At 66.9% G+C, this 16,712-nt stretch carries 17 protein-coding genes; 8 read left to right on the top strand and 9 right to left on the bottom strand.

The window, feature by feature from the left end:
• The first annotated feature begins 19 nt into the window (after nucleotides 1-19).
• The 4 genes from AC5FRZ_RS10890 to AC5FRZ_RS10875 are packed head-to-tail and all read left to right on the top strand — an operon-like array spanning nucleotide 20 to nucleotide 3,066.
• Nucleotides 20-379 carry an ArsR/SmtB family transcription factor gene (locus AC5FRZ_RS10890; RefSeq protein ID WP_493564582.1) on the top strand — a complete coding sequence of 120 codons (360 nt, stop codon included), beginning with the start codon at nucleotides 20-22 and terminating at the stop codon, nucleotides 377-379.
• Entirely contained in the window at nucleotides 379-675 is a 297-nt protein-coding gene (locus AC5FRZ_RS10885) for a DUF7521 family protein (protein ID WP_493564581.1), read from the top strand. Before AC5FRZ_RS10890 ends, AC5FRZ_RS10885 begins: the two co-directional genes overlap by 1 nt.
• A gap of 50 nt (nucleotides 676-725) precedes the next feature.
• Nucleotides 726-1,997: a type III ribulose-bisphosphate carboxylase gene (rbcL, locus tag AC5FRZ_RS10880; protein ID WP_493564580.1), complete on the top strand. Its 1,272-nt coding sequence runs from the start codon at nucleotides 726-728 to the stop codon at nucleotides 1,995-1,997.
• A gap of 52 nt (nucleotides 1,998-2,049) precedes the next feature.
• A complete protein-coding gene (locus AC5FRZ_RS10875) occupies nucleotides 2,050-3,066 on the top strand; it encodes a phosphotransferase family protein (RefSeq protein ID WP_372480649.1) in 1,017 nt (338 codons plus the stop codon).
• Nucleotides 3,067-3,148: 82 nt separating this feature from the next.
• Here the strand turns inward: AC5FRZ_RS10875 and AC5FRZ_RS10870 are convergent, their stop codons facing one another.
• Nucleotides 3,149-4,018: an ATP-dependent ribose-1-phosphate kinase gene (locus AC5FRZ_RS10870; protein WP_493564579.1), complete on the bottom strand. Its 870-nt coding sequence runs from the start codon at nucleotides 4,016-4,018 to the stop codon at nucleotides 3,149-3,151.
• Between the two features lie 274 nt (nucleotides 4,019-4,292).
• Between AC5FRZ_RS10870 and AC5FRZ_RS10865 the strand changes: the two genes are divergently transcribed.
• A complete protein-coding gene (locus tag AC5FRZ_RS10865) occupies nucleotides 4,293-4,529 on the top strand; it encodes a hypothetical protein (protein WP_493564578.1) in 237 nt (78 codons plus the stop codon).
• A 226-nt stretch (nucleotides 4,530-4,755) separates the two neighbouring features.
• A complete protein-coding gene (locus AC5FRZ_RS10860; protein ID WP_493564577.1) occupies nucleotides 4,756-5,289 on the top strand; it encodes a type IV pilin domain-containing protein in 534 nt (177 codons plus the stop codon).
• Nucleotides 5,290-5,446: 157 nt separating this feature from the next.
• On the opposite strand, the gene AC5FRZ_RS10855 is transcribed toward AC5FRZ_RS10860, so the two are convergent.
• Entirely contained in the window at nucleotides 5,447-6,442 is a 996-nt protein-coding gene (locus tag AC5FRZ_RS10855) for a ribose 1,5-bisphosphate isomerase (RefSeq protein ID WP_493564576.1), read from the bottom strand.
• A gap of 249 nt (nucleotides 6,443-6,691) precedes the next feature.
• Nucleotides 6,692-7,207, bottom strand: coding sequence for an HTH domain-containing protein (locus AC5FRZ_RS10850; RefSeq protein WP_170094748.1), 516 nt, complete (start codon nucleotides 7,205-7,207; stop codon nucleotides 6,692-6,694).
• Nucleotides 7,208-7,286: 79 nt separating this feature from the next.
• Here AC5FRZ_RS10850 and AC5FRZ_RS10845 point away from each other — a divergent pair, with 79 nt between their 5' ends.
• The gene (locus AC5FRZ_RS10845) at nucleotides 7,287-8,195 is read left to right on the top strand and encodes an NAD(P)-dependent oxidoreductase (RefSeq protein ID WP_493564575.1); all 909 of its coding nucleotides are present in this window, start codon (nucleotides 7,287-7,289) and stop codon (nucleotides 8,193-8,195) included.
• 135 nt (nucleotides 8,196-8,330) lie between these two features.
• Here the strand turns inward: AC5FRZ_RS10845 and AC5FRZ_RS10840 are convergent, their stop codons facing one another.
• The 4 genes from AC5FRZ_RS10840 to AC5FRZ_RS10825 all read right to left on the bottom strand — a co-directional run bounded on the left by AC5FRZ_RS10840 (nucleotide 8,331) and on the right by AC5FRZ_RS10825 (nucleotide 12,601).
• Nucleotides 8,331-9,050 carry a metal-dependent hydrolase gene (locus AC5FRZ_RS10840; RefSeq protein WP_153553809.1) on the bottom strand — a complete coding sequence of 240 codons (720 nt, stop codon included), beginning with the start codon at nucleotides 9,048-9,050 and terminating at the stop codon, nucleotides 8,331-8,333.
• Between the two features lie 102 nt (nucleotides 9,051-9,152).
• Nucleotides 9,153-9,995 (bottom strand): hypothetical protein, encoded by an 843-nt coding sequence (locus tag AC5FRZ_RS10835; RefSeq protein ID WP_170094742.1) that lies wholly within the window; start codon nucleotides 9,993-9,995, stop codon nucleotides 9,153-9,155.
• A gap of 90 nt (nucleotides 9,996-10,085) precedes the next feature.
• Nucleotides 10,086-11,153, bottom strand: a complete 1,068-nt coding sequence (locus AC5FRZ_RS10830) for a glycosyltransferase family 4 protein (protein WP_493564574.1) — start codon at nucleotides 11,151-11,153, stop codon at nucleotides 10,086-10,088.
• A gap of 119 nt (nucleotides 11,154-11,272) precedes the next feature.
• Nucleotides 11,273-12,601 (bottom strand): glycosyltransferase, encoded by a 1,329-nt coding sequence (locus AC5FRZ_RS10825; protein ID WP_493564573.1) that lies wholly within the window; start codon nucleotides 12,599-12,601, stop codon nucleotides 11,273-11,275.
• Here AC5FRZ_RS10825 and AC5FRZ_RS10820 point away from each other — a divergent pair.
• The gene (locus AC5FRZ_RS10820; RefSeq protein WP_493564572.1) at nucleotides 12,594-14,024 is read left to right on the top strand and encodes an oligosaccharide flippase family protein; all 1,431 of its coding nucleotides are present in this window, start codon (nucleotides 12,594-12,596) and stop codon (nucleotides 14,022-14,024) included. The two genes, AC5FRZ_RS10825 and AC5FRZ_RS10820, sit on opposite strands and share 8 nt — an antisense overlap.
• Nucleotides 14,025-14,043: 19 nt before the next feature.
• Here AC5FRZ_RS10820 and AC5FRZ_RS10815 read toward each other — a convergent pair whose 3' ends face one another.
• Both AC5FRZ_RS10815 and AC5FRZ_RS10810 read right to left on the bottom strand, forming a co-directional pair.
• Entirely contained in the window at nucleotides 14,044-15,465 is a 1,422-nt protein-coding gene (locus AC5FRZ_RS10815; RefSeq protein WP_493564571.1) for a sulfatase-like hydrolase/transferase, read from the bottom strand.
• Nucleotides 15,466-15,545: 80 nt separating this feature from the next.
• Nucleotides 15,546-16,712, bottom strand: coding sequence for a glycosyltransferase family 4 protein (locus AC5FRZ_RS10810; RefSeq protein WP_493564570.1), 1,167 nt, complete (start codon nucleotides 16,710-16,712; stop codon nucleotides 15,546-15,548).

The raw sequence follows: 16,712 nt of genomic DNA, 5'->3' as shown, positions 1-16,712 counted from the left end.
GGCACCGCTATCGCCGATCGTGGCTGACGAGTCCACTCCCGACCCGCTCGACGCGTTCGCCCTCCTCGACGACGAGTACGCACGCTCGATCTTGGCTGCGCTCAGCCACGAACCCATGACCGCAACGACGCTCAGCGACCACTGTGACATGTCGCTCACGACGGTGTATCGCCGCCTCGAAACCCTGGAGCGGTGTGGCTTCGTCGCCTCCCGAACGGTCGTCGACGACGACGACGGCCACCACCGCGAGCGATACCGAATCGAGTTCGAGGAACTCAGTGTCCGCGTCGCCGACGGTCGGTTCGAGGTGTCGCTCTCGGCCGCATCGACGACTCGCGAGTTCGCGGACACCTTCACCGACCTGTGGGAGGGACTGTGATGCTCTTCCAGGCCGGTTTCGGCTTCGGGACCTGGGTGACCGCACTGGGACTCCTCCAGGTCGCGATCGCGGCGGTCGTCGCCGCTCTCGCACTGCTTGGCTACCGAAACAACCGGAGCCTGGCGATGCTGTCTCTCGGCGTCGGTATCGTCGGCGTCACCATCGCTCCGATACTGTTTCGCTACGTGTTCCAGCGCTGGCTCACCATCCAGACGAGCACGTTGATCACGATGGGGATCGAAGTGCTCGGACTGCTGGTCATCCTGGCCTCGATCGTCCTGGCTCGCAGGGCGTGAATACGACGTTCTGTCCCACATTTATACGACCGGACGACGTAGCCGTGGGTATGGTTGGCATAACCTACGAAGACTTCCTCGACCTGTCCTACGACCCGGCCGACTCCGATCTCGTCTGCGAGTTCTACGTCGAACCCGCCGCCGATCAGGACGCGGAGTCGGCGGCCAGTCGGGTCGCCAGCGAGTCCTCCAACGGCACCTGGGCGGAACTCCAGGTCGAAGGGGGCGTCACCGACCTCTCGGCGACGGCCTGTGCCGTCGAACCGGCCACGGCGGCCGATCGGGACGGCTACCGCGTGACCGTCGCCTACCCCGACGCGCTGTTCGAGGGCGGGAACATGCCCCAGATCCTCTCCTGTATCGCCGGCAACATCCTCGGGATGAAAGCCGTCGACCGGATCCGCCTGCTGGACTGTGCGTGGCCCGAGCCGCTGGCGACGAGCTTCGCGGGCCCGCAGTTCGGGACCAGCGTCCGCTCGGAGATCTTCGACGCCGACGACCGGCCGATCACCGCGACGGTCCCGAAGCCGAAGGTCGGGCTCTCGACGGACCAGCACGCCCAGATCGGCTACGAGGCCTGGACCGGCGGGCTCGACCTCCTGAAAGACGACGAGAACCTCACCGACCAGGCGTTCAACCCCTTCGAGGACCGCCTGACCGAGAGCCTGGCCCAGCGCGACCGGGCCGAAGACGAGACCGGCGAGCCAAAGAGCTATCTGCTCAACGTCACCGCTGGCGGGACCGAGATGCTCGAACGGGTCGATCTGGCCGCCGAACACGGCTGTGAGTACGTCATGGTCGACGTCGTCACCTGCGGGTGGGCGGCCGTCCAGCAGGTCCGCGAACGCTGTGAGCGCCACGGGCTGGCGATCCACGCCCACCGCGCGATGCACGCGGCCTTCGATCGCCTCCCGTCCCACGGGGTCTCCATGCGGGTGCTCGCTCAGATCGCACGCCTCTGTGGTGTCGACCAGATCCACACCGGCACCGCGGACCTGGGCAAGCTCGCGAACGAGGACACCGTCGGGATCAACGAGTGGCTCACGGGCGACCTGTACGGGCTCGACGACGTGTTGCCGATGGCCTCCGGGGGACTGCATCCCGGCCTCGTTCCAGAACTGGTCGATCGCTGTGGGACGAACATCGGGATCCAGGCGGGCGGCGGCGTCCACGGCCACCCCGACGGAACCCACGCGGGTGCGAAAGCCCTCCGTGCGGCCGTCGAAGCCGCTGCCGAGGGCCGATCGATCGAGGCCGCCGCCGCCGACGAGCCCGCGCTGGCGACGGCCCTCGACAAGTGGGGCACCGAGACGCCCCGGTAGCCGGGACGAGAAAACTACCAGATTTTTGCCGACCCCCGTCCTACGGGTGGTCGTGTCGACTCCCGTCACCGACATCGAAGCCGTTCTGGAGGAGTCCGGGCCGGACTACACCGACTTTTCCTTCGAGCGACCGGGCAGTGGCCACCAGAGCGACGTGTACATGGTGACGCTCGAACACGCCGGCCAGGAGTACGAGGTCGTCGTGAAGTTCGAACCCGACGACATGGAGTCGTTCGCCGTCGAGCCCACGCTCCACGACTACGTCTCGGAGCGAACGACGCTGCCGGTGCCGGATATCCTCGTGTTCGAACAGGACCCCGAAGCCGCCGTCCCGCCGTACTTCGTGACGGCGCGTCTCGAAGGAGACAATCTCGCAGAGAGCTACGCCGGCCTCTCGACGGCCGACCACGAGCGCGTCCTGAGACAGGTCGGCCGCATGCTCGGCGATCTCCACTCCGAGATCGCGTTCGAGGCGTTTGGCTGGCTGGACCTCTGGAACGACCGGATCATCGTCCGGGACCTGACCGCCAGCTGGCGTGCGTACTTCGAGCAACTGACGACGGCTCACCTGGACGGCCTCGCGGACACGCCGTTCGCGGACCTGCGCGAGCGGGCCGAGCGCAACCTGGAGCCGGCCCTCTCGCTCGTCCCGGAAGAGGGCGTCCCGCGGCTGGTCCACGACGACTTCCGGCCGGCGAACCTCCTGTTCGATCCGACGCTTGACGACCCGATCACCGCCGTGCTCGACTGGCAGGACGTCCTCGCCGCGCTCCCGGAGTACCACCTCGCCCAGACGGAGTTTCTCTTCGTCGACTCGTCGTTCCAGGACGAGAGCGTCCGCGAGCGTCTCCGGACCGCCCTCTACGAGGGGTACAACAGCGAGCGTCCGTTCGCCTTCGACGAGGAGTACGTCCGAAAACGCCCGATCTACCAGCTCTCGACGCTGCTGTGGCGGATGGGCGGATTCGAGGGATCGTTCGCCGAGGAGTCCGGCCTCGCACGGGCACGCGCCGAGGCCCAGTACCGCCAGGAGTTCGAGCGCCTCGTCGAGACGCTCCCGCGGCCCTGACTCATACTGCCGGCTGTCACTTCGTGAGGAGCTTCGCCACCCCGGGGTGGCGAAATCAGTCACAGACGTACAGCCGGTCGTATCACTCCTCCGGCCCGATGTCGAGCAGCGCCTCCACGTCGCGCCACTCCGCGTGGAGCCTGGCCCCGGTGGTTCTGGCGGCCAGTGCGCCACAGGCGTTGCCCACCGCCAGCGCGTACTCGTCGCTACCGGACTGGCTGGCGGCGAGAAACCCCGCGGCGAACGCGTCGCCAGCGCCCGTCGTGTCGACCGGATCGACGGCGAATCCGGGGTGGCTGATCGTCTCGTCGTCGGTCCGGACCTCGGCCCCGCCCGCGCCGTGCTTGACCACGACGCGGTCGACGCCGGACAGCAGCCCGGCGTCGGCGGCGATGTCCGCCTCGCGCTGATTGAGAAAGACGAGATCGACCTCGGCCAGCACCGGCTCGTACTCGCGCTCGGCCAGTCGCCGTCCGGGATCGAAGCTCACCGCACAGCCCGCCTCGGCCGCCCGCTGTGCGAGCGCGACGGCGGTCGCCGGCCGCTGGCTGGTCAGGTGGAGCCGATCGCTCGCGTCGAGGCTCCCCGGTTCGAGGTCGTCGGCCGTGAACGCCTCGTTCGCGCCGTCGTTGCCAAGCACCATCACCTCGCCGTCCTCGTCGACGACGAGGTACTTCACCGCGGTCGCGTCGTCGGCCTCGACCAGCACCGTCTCGACGCCCGCCCGATCGAGTTCGCGCGCCGCGAGCCAGCCGTGTTCGTCGGCCCCGATGCTCCCCAGCAGCGTCGTCTCCACGTCGAGCCCCGCCAGCAGGACCGCGACGTTCGACGCGCTACCGCCCCCGGACTGGCACTGGTCGACGATCCGGGCCTCGCCGTCCGGCTCGGGGAGCCCATCGACCTGCAGCGTTACGTCCCAGTTGACGTGGCCGGCACAGAGCACGCGCGACATTACGACACCGTCCGTCGGGCGTGAATAAGTACCTCGGGGGAACGGTCCCGCGCCGGTGGCCCCCGCGACCGCGCACATCGCCGGCTGTCCGCCCCCGTGGCACTTCGCCAGCCCGGAGCGCGTCTCATACTGCCGGCGACGGCCACCACCGGACCACCCGCGTGGCGTCGCTGCATGCATCTCACCGGACGCAGGGCAGTCGCAAGTCGACAATTCGGGAAAGTAGCTGTTCAGATGACAGGAGATTATTTCGCCCGGACACGAGTGGTTCGTTGTGAGCGTTCCCCCCTCCAAGCTGGTCGGCGTTCTCTTTACCCTGACAGGCACACTGAGAGCCATCAACGGGGTTTTCGTCGGGGGCACCGCATCGGCACCCGAAGTCGGCGTCGACGTACTGATCATCGTTACCGGAGTCGTCGTGTTGTTTCAATCCACCCGGAATCCGCCGTTCAGTGAGTACAGTACTGGCATCTACGTCGTCGTCGTCTCGCTCGTTGCAGCGGTGTCCTGACATCGCTGCAAATACTCCTACACATGATTTGAACGCCGGAAAAAGAAGACGCGAGACGATAGCACGTCGGTGATTCGGCGTGTTGTAACAGATTATATGATGGTTGTTTTCTACCCCAGTATCTGTGGAATCGCTGAACCGTGCATGTGCGTATCTACCAGAACTGCTCTTTCACTGCGAGAAACTGTTGGTAGATTTGATTAGTCCAGCGTGCTATTGCTGCTCTATGAAAATCACACCGGTCGGGCATCGTGAACGGGGAGTCAGTCCGGTTGTCGGTGTTATCTTGATGACCGGTATCGTGGTCCTTCTGGCGGTGACAGTCGCCACCCTTGTCACCGGCTTCGATAGCAAGCTCCGAGACCCAGCCCCCAGCGGCGGCTTCGAGCAAGAGTGGAACCCGACAGGACAAGATAACACAAACGACCGCCCATACGTTACTATCCGGCACGAGGTAGGCCAGACCGTTGACGCCGAAAACATCTACATCACCGATGAGAGCGGAAACGAGGTTAGGTGGGACAACGTCTGGACCGGGGGACCGGAGGTGCACGCCGGTGAGTACGTCCACATCGACGGCTTCGCCAGCGACAGCGCACTTGACCCGATTTGTTCAGAGGGCGATACTTACACCATCATCGTGCGGAACGACGACGGGGAGACGCTTCTCGTGAACAAATGGACGGCTCCGAACGATCCTGACTTGCCGAGCGGATCAGCGTCGGACTCTAACGGCGACGGTATCCCCGATTGGTGTTAATAAAAGGAAATCTAGTAACGTTGGTATTCGTGGAGAGCGGTAAGACGATCTACCGCATCGAGACGGTGAGAGACGGGGCCGTTCCGTACCCCTCGGTAGGTGCGGCCTCTCGACCCGGTGTCCGTCCGAGAGCCAGCCAGCCCCGGACTCCAGTCGCCTATCCGTCGTCCTCGGGTCGGCGGTTGGCTTCCCGTGTTGTCGGTTCCAGCCACGGCTCGTGGGTCCCCTCGCCGAACAGTTCGCGCATCAGCGTGACGACGCTCTCGGGCGGGAACTGGCCGCGCTCGGTGACGATGGCGTCGACGTGGCGGGGCGGCGTCACGTCGAAGGCGGGGTTTTCGACCGTAATCTCGCCGATCTCCGCACGGTCTTCGGGAGCGATCACCTCCGACTCGTCGCGCATCTCGATGTCGACGGTGTGGCCGGTCATCGTGTCCGGGTGGAGCTTGATCGTCTGGGCGGCGACCATCACCGGCGTCCCGCGCTCGCGGGCGTTGACCGCCAGCCCGGACGTGCCGATCTTGTTGACGACGCTGCCGTCGGCGGCGATCGCGTCGGCCCCCACGAGGACGTGGTCCACGTCGCCGAGATAGCGGCGGGCGGCGCTGTCGACGATCAGAGTCACGGGCACGTCCATCGCGCGGAGTTCGCGGGCGGTGATGTGGCCCTGCTTGCGCGGTCGGGTCTCCTTGACGACCGCGCTCACGTCTTTGCCCTGCTGGACCGCGCGCTGGATGCAGGCGACGGCGTCCGTCGAGTGGCAGTGGGTCATCACCCGGTCGCCGTCTCGCAGGCGGTTCGCGCCGATCTCGCCGAGGTCGTCCTGCGCGCGGTCGAGCTGGTCGCGAAACGACGATCCGGCCCGCTCGACGGACGCTCGCAGCGCGGCGACGCTCTCGCCGTCCATCCGCTGGAGCACGTACCGCAAGGCGTTGGGCAGGCTCACGGCGGTCGGTCGCGTATCCAGCAGGGTGCGTGCCGCCGCTCTGATCTCCTCGCGAAACGCCGCCGGGGTCTCGGCCCGGCTCTCTTCGGCCTGTGTGACCAGTGCCGACGCCGCCGCGTCGGCGATCGTCGCCGCCCCGCGGGTCTCCATGGTCTCGATGTCCTCGGCCACGGTCTCGACGCGGGGATGCAGCGGTGGCTCGCCCATACGTGGCCTTGACTATCGGTTCCAATAAGCACGGCGGCACTCGCGGCGGTGCGCTCACGGGACGAACCGACGGCGAGTGCTCTGGTCTAAATCGAGACCGTCCACACACCGCTCGCACTGCCGGCGTGCGATCGGGTGTGTACTGCGTTTCATACGGATTATTGTAGCCGTTTTCCCGGTCGACCGCACCACGGTGTGCGGTCAATCCGGTAAAGATCTACAATAATCCGTATCGGTGGCTCCCGTCGATCAGGCGTCCAGTCCCGGTTCGAGCCGCGGCGCGGTGCGGTCGACGGTCACCGTGTCGAACTGCGTGAGCCACCCCTCGTCGCCGCGCTCGAACGCGTCCAGACAGTCCTGGACGCGATAGTTTCGCTCGCCGTCCGAGCACGGGAAGACCGCCTGGAGCCGGTCGCGTTCGTAGATCGCCAGCGAGACGACCGGGAAGACGACGACGTCGTCGATCCGACTGAGACCGACGTACGACCGCGCCCGTCGTTCGAACGCGGGCTCTAGCGCGTAGTCGTTTCGCTGCGCCCAGGCCGCGAACTCGTCGTAGGTGGCCAGTGCGCCGTCGCGGCGATCCTCGTTCAGGGTCCGGATGCGCTGCCACTCGTCGGCGACGGTCGACTCGTCGATCACGTCTTCGGTTTCGAGCTCGCGGACCCGCTCTAACACGTCTCGCTGGGCGTCGTAGGTGCCGTAGGTGTCCCCCCGTAGATACAGCTCCGCCCGCAGCTGCTGGTCGTGGTTCTGATCCATCATTCGAGTTGACATGCTCGCGCGGGGCTCAAAACTCTTTCCCGGCCCTGTTTTGAAGTTCCCGGCGGCCGAACCCGGTGGCATGGCACGATCTGTCGGTTTCGTCGGCCTCGGTGCGATGGGTGCGCCGATGGCCTGGAACCTCGACGACGCGGGGTTCGACCTCACCGTGTACAATCGGACGACCGAGCGAGAGCGCCCCTTCGCCGAGGCGGGCGTCAGCGTCGCCGACTCGCCGAAACACCTCACCGAACGCGTCGACGTGGTCTGTCTGATCGTCACCGACGGCACCGCCGTCGGCGAGGTCCTCGAACGCGAGTTCGGTATTCTGGCGGGGCTGGACGAGACGACGACGGTCGTCCAGATGAGCACGATCGGTCGCGACGAGACGCTGGCGGCCGCCGAGGCCGTCCGCGAGCATGGCGGCCGCTTTCTCGACTGCCCCGTCTCGGGGACGGTCGGGCCGGCCCGCGAGGGGACGCTCGTCGGACTCGCCGGTGGCGACGACGACGTGACCGACGACGTCGAACCGGTGCTGTCGGCCATGTGTGACCCCGTCGTCCGGTGTGGCGGGGTCGGACAGGGGACCAGCATGAAACTGTTCGTCAATCTCCTGTTGGGCACCGCCATGGGCGCGTTCGCCGAGGCGCTGACCTTCGGCGCGAACCAGGAGCTCGAAATCGAGGACATGCTCGAAGTCGTCGAGAACGGCGCGCTCGACTCGCCGCTGTTCTCGGCGAAGGGCCAACAGATCCGCACGGACGACTACGACTCGCGGTTCCCCGTCGACTACCAGTTCAAGGACCTGGACCTGGCGCTGGAGGCGGCGGGCGACGCCCGCGTCCCGATGCAACTCACCGCAGCGGCCCGCGAACTGTTCAGCGGTGCCCGAGCGGCCGGCCTCGGCGAGCGAGACATGGCTGCCGTCGTCGAGCCCCTCGCCGAACAGACCGGCGTCTCGCTCGCGTCGGACGATCGGTCTGACGACTGACACTGCCGGCTATCACTGTTTCGAGATATTCGCGACACGGGGTCGCGAAATACTTCACAGACGTACAGCCGGCAGTATGAAACGCCACGCTGGCGGTCTGTCCCGGCGAGCAGCGAAAAATCGGGTGTGGCGTCGTCACTCGGCGACGGTGATCGACTCGTCGCCCTCCAGAATCCGCACTTCTGCGGAGCTCCCGGTGGCCGTGACTTCACGCCGGAACGCCTCGGGATCGACTTCGATCGGCGGGAAAGTGTCGTAGTGCATCGGCAACGCCACGTCCACGTCCAGCCAGTCGACGGCGATCGCGGCCTGCATCGGTCCCATCGTGAAGTGATCGCCGATCGGGACCGCGGCCACGTCGGGTTCGAGGTACGGACCGATCACCTCTCGCATCTCGGTCATCAGCCCCGTGTCGCCGGCGTGGTAGAACGTCGACGACTCGGCGTCTGACACCTGCGTCGGCTTCGTGTCGGAGATGACGAAGCCGGCCGGCATCCCACCGCCGGTCGACTCGTAGGTGGTCTCCATGCCGTTCGTGTGGTCGGCGCGGTGGAAGGTGACGAACGCGTCGTCGAGTTCGACGGTGCCCCCGAGGTTCGCTCCGATCGTGTCCGAGACGTCGTAGTTGTCCGCACAGTAGCCGACGACCTCTGGCAGTCCGACTACGGTCGCGTCGGGGAACGCCCCCACGTCTGCGATGTGGTCCATGTGACCGTGGGTCAACAGGACGTAGTCGGCGTCGACCGCTCCGGGTTCCAGGTCCGTCTTCGGGTTGTCGAAGAACGGATCGACGAGGAGTGCTGTGTTGTCGACCGTTACGTGGAACGTCGAGTGGCCGTGCCAGGTGATCTCCATGGTCACGTGGCTGTACTGCCGGCTGTCACTTAAGCGTATAGCAGCGCCGCCACACGGCCCCGTGTCCCGGTGGCGACGACGCACGAACTGACAGCCACAGCCTCACTCTGCGTAGCCCAGCGCCTTCAGACGCCCCTCGACGGACTCGGCAGCGTCGGTCGCCGTCTGCGGCCGGAACTCGACCCACGGCACCTCGACGAGCGGGTCGACGTGACAGCCACAGGGGTGCTCGTACAGGCGCAGTTCTCGCGCCCGGCCGAAGATCTCGCCGTGGTCTGCGGTCACCACGGTCGTGTAGCCGGCGTCGAGCCACTCGCGGAGGTACGGTACGATGGCGTCCCAGACGCTCCAGACGGCGGCGCTGTAGGCGTCACTGGCCGCCTCGACGTCGACGTGACCCCGCGCCATCGCGACTTGCAGCGAGTCGATCTCGCCGTCGCTGTCCGCCCACGGACCGAGGTCGTCGTAGGCCAGTCGCCACGAACCGTCGAGCTTCGCGACGTAGGGCCAGTGTGGCTGCTGGAGGTGTCCGACCGCCGGCCCCGTCTCGGCGTCGGCGATCTCCGTCACCCGGTCGAGGATCGGCTCGGGCAGCACCGTCGAGAGCTCGTCGTTCCAGTGGCGCTCCCAGTACCGCTCGACCGTCGCTCCGAGTTCGTCCGCCACCTTCGCGTACTGTGCGTTCCCGGAGACGACGGTCGCCGCGTCGAGCACGCCCGAGGAGACGCACTCGCCGAGCCACTCGGGCGTACAGCTCGCTGGCGAGGTGACGGTCTCGATCGGCCAGTGGGCGACTTCTCGGAGCGCGTCCGCTCGACAGGCGTCGAGCACGAGGAGGATGTCCCAGTCGGTGGCGTCCAGTCGACGGTGCTGTGAGCCGCCCCGGCGGCCGGTCACCTGCTGACAGAGGTACTTCCTGGCTCTGTAGGGGAACGGCTCTTTCATCTCCTGTCCGGAGTTGCCGGAGGCACTCGTATAAAACGGTCGGAACGATCGATCTGTCCCGCCCGGACGCTCTCGTCAGGACAGCGATCTTCAGCGGTCGGTACACTCCGCGTACAGCGCTTCGAGGCGTCCGACGATCGCGTCCCACGAGTAGGTCTCGATCACGTACTCGCGGGCTCGCTCGCCCATCTCGCGGGCTCGCTGCTCGTCGGCGTAGATCGTCTCGATGCGGTCTCGCAGTCCTTGCTCGTCGCCCGGTGCGACGACGTAGCCCGTCTCGCCGTCCACGATCGCGTCTGCGACGCCGCCGGTATCGGTGGCGACGACCGGAAGGCCGGCCGCCATCGCCTCCAGCACGGCGTTGGGGAGCCCTTCGCCGCGGACCGACGGCAACACGAACAGCCTGCCACGCTCCAGATACTCACCGACGGCCTCGGGCGCGACCTCGCCGACGAACGTCGCGTCGACGCCCAGTTCGTCGGCCAGCGCTTCCAGTTCCGACCGCCGGGAGCCGTCCCCGACGATGGTGACGGCGGCCGCCTCAATCCCGGCCAGTGCGCGCAGCAGGACGGCCACACCCTTCTGTTCTTCCAGCCGCCCGACGAACACGATCTCGTCGCCAGACGCCGTCTCCGCCGGTACGTCGACGCCGTTGCCGAGGACGCGCACGTCCGTCGGATCGAACTCCGCGGTCACGTCCGCTTTCACAGCCGCCGACTGGACCAGGACGGTCGTGTCCCACAGCACGGTCCGTATCAGCCACCGTTTGACCGGATTGGCCTTCATGAAGTAGTAGTCCCCGCCCCGGATCCACGCGAAGTAGGGAACGCCCGTCAGATAGTGGACGACCGTGCCGACGAACCCGTTGGGGTAGATCATCATGCACTGCAACACGTCGATCTCGTTTCGGTCCCGGACGAGCAACGCCGTCAGCGCGAGCAGGTACGTCAGCGTACTCAGAAACGACGACCGCCGATAGTTGGGGACCCGGACGATCTCGTAGGGCTCGTCGACCTCCGTCTCGCGGCCGTAGGCCTTCGTGTAGACGGTCACGTCGTGTCCGGCCTCGGCGAGCGCGCGGGCCATCCGGCGCGTCTGGGTCTCGGTCCCGCCGATGATGTCGGGGGGAAACTCCTTGACAGTTATTGCGACGTTCATCACTGGATCTCCGTGGTCGTCACGGCCTCGGTGGGCGACGCGGGTCGCCCGGTCGAGTACCGGAAGGTGTCGGCAGTTCCATTTAAGCGGTCGGGTTTCGACCGACCGCCAGTGACGCGCTACAGGAGCGATCTGTACAGGTCGACGTACTGCTCTCCGATCGCTCGCCAGTCGTAGTTCCGTTCGACGCGTTCGCGAGCGCGCGCTCCCATCGCCCGCGTCAGCTCGAAGTCGGAGAGCAGTTCCAGCAGCGCGTCGGCGATCGGCTCGGCGGCCTCCGTCGGGACGACGAACCCCTCTTTACCGTCTCGGACCATCTCGTGTGCGCCAGCGGTGTCGGTGACGACGACCGGACAGCCGACCGCCATCGCTTCCAGTCGGACCAGCGAGAAGCTCTCGGAACGCGACGGGTGGACGAACGCTCGGGCCCGCGCGAGGTGGTCCCGAACCACCGACTGGTCGACGTACCCGTGGAAGGTGACGTTGTCCGCGACGCCGAGGCTGGCCGCCTGTTCGCGAAGCGCCTGCTCTTCGGGTCCCTCGCCGAACACGTCGAGGTGGACGTTCGGGAACGCTTCGACGACGTTCGCGAGCGCGTCGAGGAGCACGTCGTACCCCTTTCTCTGCTCCAGTCGTCCGATCGCGACCAGTGTCTGCGTGTCCTGGCGCTCCGTGAACTCGAACAGCTCCGCGTCGACGCCGAGGGGGATCACGTCGATCTTCGACTCGTCGACGTGTCGCGCGTACGCCTCGCGCGCCTCCTCGTGGACGACGGTAATCCGGTCGGCGGCTTCGAGCGTCCGCCGGAACAGCGACATCCGGACGGGGTCGATCGTCACGTCGCGGACGGCGTTCATCGGGTAGTAGACCGCGTTGCTGACCGGCAGCGGAAGCTCGCACCCGACCGCCTGTGAGAGCATGTTGTTGAACTCCTCGGCCATGATCGCGTGGCCGGTCTGGCACGGGCCGAGGACGGTCGGCGTGTCGGTGGCGATCCCGGCGAGCAACACGGGGTTGAACCACCGGTAGCTCAGGTTCATGTGGTGGTAGATGTCGACAGATCCGGCCCGGATCTCGCGGGCGGCCGTCCTGAACGACCGGCCGTAGTACTGGAGCCTGTTTTGCGTCCCCAGCTCGCGAACGTGAACGTTCTGGGCTTCGACCGCCGTCTCCTCTTTCCCGACCAGCGCGTCGATCGTCACGTCGTCTGCGGTCATGTTGTTCAACACGTTGTAGCTCTTGCCGTACCGCAGATTCGAGAGACGGGTGTCCGCCGGGGCGATGAGGACGCGCGCCATGTCCGAGGGGATATTCCGGCCACAGATATAGACGGCGGTGGTCGGCCGGCGCGACACCGCCGTCGAACGGTTCGGACGCCGGCCGACGGCCAGCGAACCGTCCAATATAAACCACTGCTGGCCGACGTTCGACTCGATAGGGATGCGCATCGGCCAGACCTCGTTCGTCACGTTCGTCTCCAAGTTTCTCGCTTCGGGCGCGGGGTTCGTCGGGACCATCGTGTTCGCCCGGCTGCTGGGCGCGAACGTGCTGGGTCGGTACTACCTGTTGCTCTCGATCGTCGCGTGGCTGGCCCTCGTGGGGACGCTTGGCTTCGAGAGCGCGATCGCTAAACGGCTGAGCGAAGGCGAAGACAGGGGTGCCTACAAGGTCGCTGGCGGGCTCTGTATGGCGGCGCTGACTGGCTCGGTCGTCGTCGTCCTCTTTCTCGGCGAGGGGTTGGTTCAGCAGCTGTTCGACATCCGCCGGGTCGAGTTCGTCGCCGTCTTGCTGCTCGTCGGCGTGGCGAGTTCGTACGTCGACTCGATGCTGAACGGCGTCCACCTGGTCCACGTCGCGTCGTCGCTGCGGCCGGTCCGACAGATCGTCCGGACCGCCCTGCAGGTCGGCGGGATCCTGCTGTCGTTCGGGCTGGTCGCGCTCGTCTACGGCTACGCGGCCGGGAGCCTCGTCATCGTCGTCGTCGGGCTGTACTTCGTCGGCCGTCCGTACCGACTGCCGACGCGGGCACACTTCGAGAGCCTCTACGAGTACGCGAGATACGCCTGGCTGGGGCGCATCCGGGGCAAGACGTTCAACCAGGCGGACGTACTGGTCCTCGGTGTCTTCGTCTCCGACGAACTCGTGGGGGTCTACGCGATCACGTGGAGCCTCGCGAACTTCCTCATCATCTTCAGCAACGCCATCAGCTCGGCGCTGTTCCCGGAGCTGAGCAAGCTCTCGGCCGAGGACAGCTTCGAGCGTGTCTCGTCGCTGATCGAGGACTCGTTCGCCTACGCGGGCCTGTTCACGATTCCGGGACTGGTCGGCGGGGTCCTGTTGAGCGACCGCCTCCTGCGGATCTACGGCTCGGAGTTCCTCGAGGGGACCGAGGTGCTGTGGCTGCTCATCGTCGCCGTCCTCGTCTACGGCTACCAGAGCCAGATCGTCAACGCGCTCAGCGGCATCGACCGGCCCGGCGAGGCGTTCAAGGTCAACGCCGTCCTCGTCGTGTCGAACGTCGTCCTCAACTTCGCGCTGATCTGGCAGTACCGAATCCTCGGAGCGGCGATCGCGACTGCGACATCGGTCGTCTTGAGCTTCGTCGTCGGCTACTTCGTCCTGCGGAGCCACGTCTCGGTCTCACTCCCGGTCGGACGGATCGGGACGCAGGCGGTCGCCGCCGCCGGGATGGGTGTCGTCGTCGCGATCGCCGAACGGGTCGCCCAACCGATCTTCCCGCTGGTCGATCCCACCGCGACGGCAGCACTGCTGGTCGTGGTGGGTGCGCTGGCGTACTTCGCCTTTCTCTGGGCGCTGTCGGGGGAGTTCAGGACGGTCGTCCGCGAGAACGCGCCCGCAATCGGGCTCTGAGCTGGACTCCGCTCGCAGTCTATCGAATGTAACCGAGACTCTCTAGCTGGTCTTCGACGGAGTCCTCCAGCGACTCGGACTCGCCGTCGCTCACGTCGGCTCCCTCCAGTTCGCCGTACGACTGCGCGACGACGCCGCCGTCGTCGTCGGAGACGCGGTCGGACACCTGTGCGTCTCTGACGCGGATCGTCGCCGACGCCGAACCGTGGGTCCCGTACTTGTACACGTCGTCGCCGTCCTGCTCGTAGACCGCGCGCCACGGTCCGCCGTACCGCTCGGGATCCTCGCAGGCGTCCGGTAACATGACCGCCGGACGTTCGAGCCGGTGGGTCGAGGCGAACGCGCGGTCGTCGACGGCGAAACTCCCAGTCTCGCCGTCGAGCGTCGCTTCGACGACGGCCGGGAAGCGGGTGAGGCTGGCCAGCGAGTCGTTCGCCCCTCCGTGCTCGCCGCCGGGACGGCGCACGAGGAGCGGCACGTGGGTCAGCACCTCGTGGACGCTCCAGCTGTGGTACGCGGCACGGACCCGCGGATCGACGTGGCTCCACTCCCCGAAGCCGTCGCCGTGGTCGCTGGTGACGACCAGGAGCGTGTCGTCGAGGACACCGCGCTCTCGCAGCGCGTCGACCAGCGTCGCCACGGCGTCGTCGGCCTGCCGGATACAGTCGTCGTAGAGGGATTCGATCGCCCGGAGCTTCCACCACTCCTCGGACGCGGCGACGTCCTTCGAGATCGGCGACGACAGCGAGTCGTGTACGTCCAGCAGTTCCGCCGTGCCCGCCGACCGGAATTCCTGGACGGGTTCGTACGGGAAGTGGGCGTCCATGAAGTTCAGGCAGGCAGCCCACGGGCCGTCTCGTTCGTCCGACCACTGCAGGAAGCTCTCGACGTACCCGGTGCCCGCCTCCCGCTCGGGATCGTACGCTTCCTTGTTGCTGGAGAGGAAGTACAGGCCGTTGAACGCCGACCGGAACGGCTTGCCGCTGGCGACACACCGCCGCAGGTACTCGACGTTCGTCTGGTGGCCCTCCACGTCCGTCGGCGAGAGCGCGTCCTCGAAGTAGCGGTGTTTCGGATCTCTCCGCGGGCCGTCGACGGTGTCGAACGGCTCCGCGAGGTTCGACGACTCCGTGACGACGACGTTGGGCGTGAACAGCCCCGTCTCGTAGCCCCGTTCGGACAAGTCCGACCAGACGGTGGCGTCGGGATCCAGCCGCGACTCGTGTTTCGTGACGCCGTGCTGGTCCACGTGGAGCCCGGTAAAGAGGCTGGCGTGGCTGGCGACGCTGTGGATGCTCGGAGCCCGTGCCTGCCGGTACCACTCGGCCTCTCCGGCGAACGAGTCGAGAAACGGCGTCGTCCGGTCCCCGTACCCGTGTAGACTGGTGTTTCTGGCTCTGACGCTGTCCAGTATCACCAGGAGGACGTTGGGGGCAGTCATTGTCGGACCCTCTCCGACGCGTCCAAAGTACCTTTCGGATAGGGCGATCGGACCCGGACTGGCCCCGTCTCGACGGACTCTTAGGCCCGGTCTGCTCGATCGTCGACGACCGACCGGAGGATCTCCCGGTACCGCTCGCAGGCTGCCTCGAAGCTGTACTCGTCCTCGACGAGCGTCCGTCCCCGGGCGCTGATCTCGTCGAGGTCGTCTCGGCCGAGAATCGACTCGATCCCGTCACGCAACGTCGCCGGGTCGCGATCCGCGATGTGGAAACCGGTCTCGCCGTCTCGAACCACGTCCGGCACGCCGGAGACCGGCGTCGCGTACACCGGCGTCCCGCAGGCGAGCGCTTCGAGGATCGTCGTCGGGAGGCCCTCGGTCGGGTCCGACGGCAACACCAGCAGTGCGAGGTCGTTCAGCTGCCGGGGCACGTCGTCGTGGTCGACCCAGCCGGTCACTTCGACGCGCCCGGCGTCGATCTCCTCGGCGAGTTCCCGTTCCAGCCAGGGGCGCAGCTCACCGTCACCGACGAACCGGAACGTGTAGTCTGACGGCAACGACTGTGCGACGCTCGCGAGCGTTCTGATCCCTTTCTCTTCGTCGAGGCGACCGAGAAAGCCCACGACCGGCTCGCGCTCCGTGTGGGGCGTCTCCACGTCGAACCGATCGGTGTGGACGAACCGCGCGCCGTCGGGATAGACGCGCTGGCGCTGTGGGTCGAGACCGAGCTGGGTCGCCATCGCGGGCGTGTACGTGACGACGCCGTGTGCGGCCGCGAAGCCCGCCCGTTCCAGCGCCCGGACCAGTCCCGCGAGCGTCCGCGCGAGGACGGCCGGCAGCGACTGTTCCCAGTGCAATCGGAGCGTCAGGGGCACGTCGCCGCGTGGCTCGACGAGGACGCGCTTGCCCAGCAGTCGTGCGAACAGGATCGGCGCGAGGTACGCGGTCGCCCCGTAGAACAGCACCACCCCCTCGTCTCTGCCGACGAGCGCCCGGCACATCCGGAGCTGATTCAGGAGGAATCGGGCGGCCGCGACGGCGACGTTCGACTGGCCGGCCCCTCGCTCCGTGAGCTCGATCAGCTCGTGCCGGTCTCGGATCTCGGAGTCGGCCGGCAGGTCGGCAGTGACGAGCGACACCGTCGTCACCGCGGCGAGGATCTCCAGCAAGCTCCGGGTGGCGTTCTCGCCGGCCGACGCGAGCGGGTGGGTGACGACACAGACACCGGGGAGGCTGTCCTCGGACAT

The sequence above is a fragment of the Halomicrobium sp. HArcht1-1 genome (assembly GCF_058933285.1).
Note: the sequence above shows the minus strand (reverse complement) of the source record. Positions and strands in the feature narration are given on the sequence as shown.

Bases quoted from the DNA above. Each gene is read 5' to 3' on its own strand.
- AC5FRZ_RS10885 (WP_493564581.1), top strand. From the start codon at position 379: ATGCTCTTCCAGGCCGGTTTCGGCTTCGGGACCTGGGTGACCGCACTG.
- rbcL (WP_493564580.1), top strand. From the start codon at position 726: ATGGTTGGCATAACCTACGAAGACTTCCTCGACCTGTCCTACGACCCG.
- AC5FRZ_RS10870 (WP_493564579.1), bottom strand. From the start codon at position 4,018: ATGTCGCGCGTGCTCTGTGCCGGCCACGTCAACTGGGACGTAACGCTG.
- AC5FRZ_RS10860 (WP_493564577.1), top strand. From the start codon at position 4,756: ATGAAAATCACACCGGTCGGGCATCGTGAACGGGGAGTCAGTCCGGTT.
- AC5FRZ_RS10855 (WP_493564576.1), bottom strand. From the start codon at position 6,442: ATGGGCGAGCCACCGCTGCATCCCCGCGTCGAGACCGTGGCCGAGGAC.
- AC5FRZ_RS10850 (WP_170094748.1), bottom strand. From the start codon at position 7,207: ATGATGGATCAGAACCACGACCAGCAGCTGCGGGCGGAGCTGTATCTA.
- AC5FRZ_RS10845 (WP_493564575.1), top strand. From the start codon at position 7,287: ATGGCACGATCTGTCGGTTTCGTCGGCCTCGGTGCGATGGGTGCGCCG.
- AC5FRZ_RS10840 (WP_153553809.1), bottom strand. From the start codon at position 9,050: ATGGAGATCACCTGGCACGGCCACTCGACGTTCCACGTAACGGTCGAC.
- AC5FRZ_RS10835 (WP_170094742.1), bottom strand. From the start codon at position 9,995: ATGAAAGAGCCGTTCCCCTACAGAGCCAGGAAGTACCTCTGTCAGCAG.
- AC5FRZ_RS10830 (WP_493564574.1), bottom strand. From the start codon at position 11,153: ATGAACGTCGCAATAACTGTCAAGGAGTTTCCCCCCGACATCATCGGC.
- AC5FRZ_RS10820 (WP_493564572.1), top strand. From the start codon at position 12,594: ATGCGCATCGGCCAGACCTCGTTCGTCACGTTCGTCTCCAAGTTTCTC.
- AC5FRZ_RS10825 (WP_493564573.1), bottom strand. From the start codon at position 12,601: ATGCGCATCCCTATCGAGTCGAACGTCGGCCAGCAGTGGTTTATATTG.
- AC5FRZ_RS10815 (WP_493564571.1), bottom strand. From the start codon at position 15,465: ATGACTGCCCCCAACGTCCTCCTGGTGATACTGGACAGCGTCAGAGCC.
- AC5FRZ_RS10810 (WP_493564570.1), bottom strand. From the start codon at position 16,712: ATGTCCGAGGACAGCCTCCCCGGTGTCTGTGTCGTCACCCACCCGCTC.